Here is a 4,999-nt window from a genome sequence, read left to right on the forward strand (position 1 = left end):
CCGCTCGCTTCACCCTCCTTGAACCGTTCGAACGCGCGGTCGACCCAAATCGCATAGCCGGCGTGCCGCTTGATGTTGTTTTCATAGTCGACGACCGTGTTGAACGGTGCCGCGCCCTTGCCGCTGGCCAGCGTCGGATAATCCGCCTGGAAGCCGAAGAAATGGTTGAGCGGCTGGACCTTGGTCAGGTTCAGGATTTGCGGGCCGAGGCCCTCGAGCGAATCCTTGGTCGAGAAGTCGAACACGTCATAGGCGAGCTGGTCGGTCGGATCGAGCGCGGCGCGGTCGATCGCGTGGAGCCGGTCGAGCATCGCCTGCGCCTGCGCCCGTTCGGCGTCGTAATAGGCATCGCTGATATAGTCGCCGAAGCGGTCGGCATAGCGCAAATCGCCGCGGTACAGGCCATAGATCGGGCTCAGCTTGAGCGTCGCCTCATCGTCGTCCTTGAAAATCTGAAACAGTTTCTCGTGCGGGCTTGGCACCGGCGCGGCGGCGGGCGTCATCGCGACTGCCAGCGGAGCAGCGACCGCCCTCGGCTTCGTCGCGCAGCCTCCCAGCGCCAGTGACAAAGCCGTGCCGCAAACGAAGATCGAACCGCGCATTTCATGCCTCTGTATGGAAGAAATTGTTGCCGGTGCGAAAGGGGCGTCGCGGTCATCCCGCAACGCCCCTTCGATCAACGGTGTGCTCTGGTCTACCAGAAGAAATTGCGGATCACTTCAATCACCCGACCCGAGTAGATGTCGACCAGCACCGCGTCATCGTAATAGCGGACCCACCGATACGGCCCATAGACCGGCGGCAGACGATATTCATAGGGATCGTCGAGCCAATAGTTCGACCGATAATAGCCCGAGTACATGGTGTAGCCGATGCTCAGCGGGCGATAGCCATAGCCGAACGGGTCGTAATAATTGCCCAGTCGGAACACGAACCGGTTCTGGCTGCGATAACTCCGCCAGTCATAGCGGCGATCATTGTGCCAGTGGTTGGTCCAGCGCCGATCGTCGTGATGATGTCCGTTCCAGCGGGGGTCGTCGCGGCCGGTCCAGTTGCCATCGCGGTGGCCATCACGGCGCGGATCGCCAACGCTTCCCTCGCGCAGTGTGCCCGGATTGCGTCCGTCGCGGCGACCTTCCCAGCGATGGTCGGTCGTGCCGCCGTTGGGCACGCCGTTGGGCGCAATAACGACTCCGGCACCGACCGGGGCAGTCCAGCCGTCGGCTTCGGGCGTGCGGACATGATCGCCCCAGCGGGTCGGGCGCTGCGGAGTGGGCTGCTCGCCGCCGCCAACAGCCTGCTCGCGCCGTTCGCGCCAGCGGGCGACCGCCGCCGGATCGACCGCCTGACCAGCGTTGCCGATATTACCGCCGTTCGCGCCATTGCCGCTGTTCCAGCCGCCGCGCTGCCCGCGACCCTGCCAGCCGCCACCACCGTTTTCGACTTGCGGGGCCGATCGCCGGTCGATGATCTGCGGCGGTGCCTGCCGTTCAACCATCGGGGCGGCGGCAGGCGCCGGAGCGGATGCTTCGGGCCGTTCAGCTTCCTGGCGACGCTCGGCGCGATCCTCGCGCTCGGCTGACCGATTGCCCTCGTCACGACCCATCCGCTGGGCCAGCGCGGGCGTCGCCGCACTCGCCAGCAACAGCATCAACATCACCTTGCGCATGGCAACTCTCCGATCGACTCAGGACCTTCACTTCGGTCCGTTAGATCGACTTTCATCCACGGCGGGTGAAGCGCCGCTGAATGCCCCGGTCGGCGAATTGACAGGTTTCGCGGGTTGCTCGGCTGCAGCCGGCGCACTCGCCTCTGCCGCCCGCATGATTGCCTTGCGGATGCGCGGCGTCGCACCGCACGGGCACAGGTTGGGGATGGCGTCGATCTGCTCGTCGCTCGGCCGCGGACTGGCCTTGAGCAGCGCGGCGATCGCCATGATAAAGCCGGGATCGCAAAAGCCGCACTGCGTCACCTGCTCCGCCGCCCACGCCTGCTGGACCGGATGAGCGCGGCCTTCCGACAACCCCTCGATGGTCGTGACGTCGGCCCCTTCGAGCGCGGCGATGCTGACCGAGCAGCTCATCACCGCGCGCCCGTCGACGATCACCGTGCACGCCCCGCAGTCGCGGCTGTCGCAGCCATATTTGGTACCGGTCAGGTTGGACGCATCGCGCAGCGCCCACAGCAGGGGCGTCTCGGGATCGAGCTTGTAGTGGATCGCCTCGCCGTTGACGGTCATGCTAGTCATCGTCGCGACCTAGCGCGGGCGGGCAACTTGCAAAAGAGCGCGCGGCCCGGAATGAGCGCGGCATGGCACGGATCGACACGGCGCTGGGCGCGATCGGAGTGGCGGAAGCGGGGGCGGGCGGGGTGCCGCTGGTCTTCCTCCACGGCGTCGGTTCCGACAAGTCGGCGTGGGCGGGACAGGTCGCATATTTCGGAGGGAGCCGCCGCACCATCGCGCTCGACTATCCCGGCTATGGCGAGAGCGACCCATCGTCTGCTGGGGAAGATGCCCCACACGATCGCTTCGCCGCCGTGATCCTCGCCGCGCTCGCTGCGCTCGGGGTCGGCCGGTTTCACCTGTGCGGCCTGTCGCTCGGCGGAATCGTCGCCATCGCCATCGCCCACCGCGCACCCGCGCGCACTGCTTCCCTGATCCTCGCCAATACGTTCGCGGTTCACCCGGACGGTACGGCAATCCGTGACCGCTCGGTTGCCGCCAGCAGCGACATGGCGGTACTGGCCCGCGCCCGCGTTCCCGCCCTCCTCGCCCCCGATCCGGACCCGGCGCTGGTTGCCGACTTGGTCGCCGTGATGGCGCGGATCGACCCCGCCGCCTTCCGCCTGGGCTCCTCCGCCGTCTGGCCCGCCAATCAGCGCGATCGCGCCGCCGCCATCGCCGCGCCGACGCTTGTGCTGTGCGGCGCCGAGGACCGCGTCACCCCGCCCGCGCTGAGCGACGCCCTCGCCGAACTCATCCCGCATGCCCGGCGCGTCGACATCCCCGCTGCCGGCCATCTCCCCAACCTCGAGCAGCCCGCCGCGTTCAACGCCGCGCTCGACGCCTTCCTCGCCGACCTTGCGCCGGCCTGAAGAGCTTCCTACCCCGCCGCCATGGCCGTTCCCGCTCCGTCCGCAGACCTGCTCCCGGCTGGTGCCGCGCTGGCTGACAACCGGCTCGACGTCGCCGAGCAACTGCTGCGCGCCCACCTCAAGGCCGACCCGTTCGATGTCCACGCGATCCGCATGATGGCCGAACTTGCCGCGCGGCTGGGGCGGATGAAGGATGCCGAGAACCTGTTGCGCCGGGCCATCGAGATCGCGCCCGATTTCACGCCTGCCCGCGGCAACCTCGCCCTGATCCTGAACCGCACCGGCCGCTATGCCGAGGCGCTCGGCCTCGTCGACACCATCTTCGAACAGGAGCCGGACGAGCTAAGTCACCAGAATTTGAAGGCCGCGATCCTCGGGCGGTTGGGCCGGTTCGACGAGGCGATTGCGCTCTATCGCAGTGTCCTAGAACGCGCCCCGCACCAGCCCAAGCTGTGGCTCAGCCTCGGCACGATGCTCAAGACGATCGGCCAGCAGGCCGAATCGGTCGCCGCCTATCGCGCGGCGCTGCGGCTGCAGCCGACGCTGGGCGAATTGTGGTGGAGCCTGGCCAACCTCAAGACGGTCAGGTTCGACGCCGCCGACATCGCCGCGATGCAGGGTGCGCTGGCCGACCCGTCGATCACCCCCGACGACCGCCTCCACCTCGACTTCGCGCTGGGCAAGGCGATGCACGATGCGAAAGACCATGCCGCCGCCTTCGCTCATTATCAGGCGGCGAACCGGCTGCGGCTGGAGACCCAGCCCTATCGCCGCAAGGAAATCACGGCGACGGTCGACCGCACCATCGCCGCAGTGACCGCCGATCTGTTCACGCCCGATCGCGGCGGCGCCACTGCGAACGACCCGATCTTCGTGCTCGGCATGCCCCGCGCGGGATCGACGCTGGTCGAACAAATCCTTGCCAGCCATCGGGCGATCGAGGGCACGGGCGAGCTGCCCGACCTGCCGGCCATCGCTCGCACCATCGATCGTTACCCCGGCGCGCTGGCTACGCTTACGCCCGACCAGCGCCACGCCCTCGGCGAGGATTATCTCTCTCGCGCCGCGCCGCAGCGGCAGAGCGACCGGCCCCGCTTCGTCGACAAGCTGCCCAACAACTGGCTCCATGTCCCGCTAATCCTGGCCATCCTGCCGAACGCCACGATCATCGACGTCCGTCGCTACCCGGTCGCCTGCTGCCTCGCCAATTACCGCCAGCATTTCGCGCGCGGACAGGCGTTCACCTATGATTTGACCGATGTCGGCACCTATTATGCCGACTACGTCCGCCTGATGGCGCACGTCGATGCGGTCGCGCCGGGGCGGGTACACCGGGTGACCTACGAGCGGCTGGTCGAGGACAGCGAGGCCGAAATCCGCGCGCTGATCGCCGCCTGCGACCTGCCGTTCGACGCCGCCTGCCTGACCCAGCACCGCACCGAACGCGCTATTCGCACCCCTTCGAGCGAGCAGGTTCGCCAGCCGATCTACCGCGATGCGCTCGACGAATGGCGGCCCTATCAGCCATTCCTCGACGAACTATTCACCGCGCTCGGCCCGGTAATCGACGCTTACCCTACGGCACCCGTAACATTTGCGCCACGCTCGTAGCGAAAGTGTCGGCGGAGCCATCTGGTCGATTGACGAGTATCGATTGCAGTCCCAGCGTCGCCGCCCTGACCAAGGGGAAACCAATGCTCGACGGTATGCTGCGTAAATCCGCGTTTGGACTGTTGGCCTCGACGGCTCTCGTCGGCCCGGCCTTCGCCCAAAGCGGCGTCAACGACACAGCGCCCGCGCCGACCGCTGCGGCGGCTCAGGACGGTACCACCCCCGACTCGACCGAAATCATCGTCACCGCTCAAAAGCGCGAAGAGAATCTGTCGCGTGTGCCGATCTCGAT

At 67.2% G+C, this 4,999-nt stretch carries 6 protein-coding genes; 3 read left to right on the plus strand and 3 right to left on the minus strand.

Annotated features, from left to right (window positions below):
• The 3 genes from RMN84_RS01360 to RMN84_RS01370 form a co-directional block, all read right to left on the minus strand.
• A partial coding sequence (locus tag RMN84_RS01360; RefSeq protein ID WP_309610413.1) for a DUF885 family protein occupies nt 1-602 on the minus strand: 602 nt, incomplete at its 3' end.
• A 92-nt stretch (nt 603-694) separates the two neighbouring features.
• Nucleotides 695-1,669 (minus strand): RcnB family protein, encoded by a 975-nt coding sequence (locus tag RMN84_RS01365; protein WP_309610414.1) that lies wholly within the window; start codon nt 1,667-1,669, stop codon nt 695-697.
• A gap of 27 nt (nt 1,670-1,696) precedes the next feature.
• Nucleotides 1,697-2,248 (minus strand): 2Fe-2S iron-sulfur cluster-binding protein, encoded by a 552-nt coding sequence (locus tag RMN84_RS01370; protein WP_309610415.1) that lies wholly within the window; start codon nt 2,246-2,248, stop codon nt 1,697-1,699.
• A gap of 62 nt (nt 2,249-2,310) precedes the next feature.
• Between RMN84_RS01370 and RMN84_RS01375 the strand changes: the two genes are divergently transcribed.
• The 3 genes from RMN84_RS01375 to RMN84_RS01385 form a co-directional block, all read left to right on the plus strand.
• Complete coding sequence (locus RMN84_RS01375; RefSeq protein ID WP_309610416.1) at nt 2,311-3,096, plus strand: alpha/beta fold hydrolase; 786 nt, start codon at nt 2,311-2,313, stop codon at nt 3,094-3,096.
• A gap of 21 nt (nt 3,097-3,117) precedes the next feature.
• Complete coding sequence (locus RMN84_RS01380; protein ID WP_309610417.1) at nt 3,118-4,707, plus strand: sulfotransferase; 1,590 nt, start codon at nt 3,118-3,120, stop codon at nt 4,705-4,707.
• 83 nt (nt 4,708-4,790) lie between these two features.
• On the plus strand, nt 4,791-4,999 hold a 209-nt coding region (locus tag RMN84_RS01385; protein ID WP_309610418.1), incomplete at its 3' end, for a hypothetical protein.

It is taken from the genome of Sphingomonas sp., from assembly GCF_031380695.1.
Classification (GTDB): domain Bacteria; phylum Pseudomonadota; class Alphaproteobacteria; order Sphingomonadales; family Sphingomonadaceae; genus Sphingomicrobium.

Bases quoted from the DNA above. Each gene is read 5' to 3' on its own strand.
- RMN84_RS01365 (WP_309610414.1), bottom strand. From the start codon at position 1,669: ATGCGCAAGGTGATGTTGATGCTGTTGCTGGCGAGTGCGGCGACGCCC.
- RMN84_RS01380 (WP_309610417.1), top strand. From the start codon at position 3,118: ATGGCCGTTCCCGCTCCGTCCGCAGACCTGCTCCCGGCTGGTGCCGCG.
- RMN84_RS01370 (WP_309610415.1), bottom strand. From the start codon at position 2,248: ATGACTAGCATGACCGTCAACGGCGAGGCGATCCACTACAAGCTCGAT.
- RMN84_RS01375 (WP_309610416.1), top strand. From the start codon at position 2,311: ATGGCACGGATCGACACGGCGCTGGGCGCGATCGGAGTGGCGGAAGCG.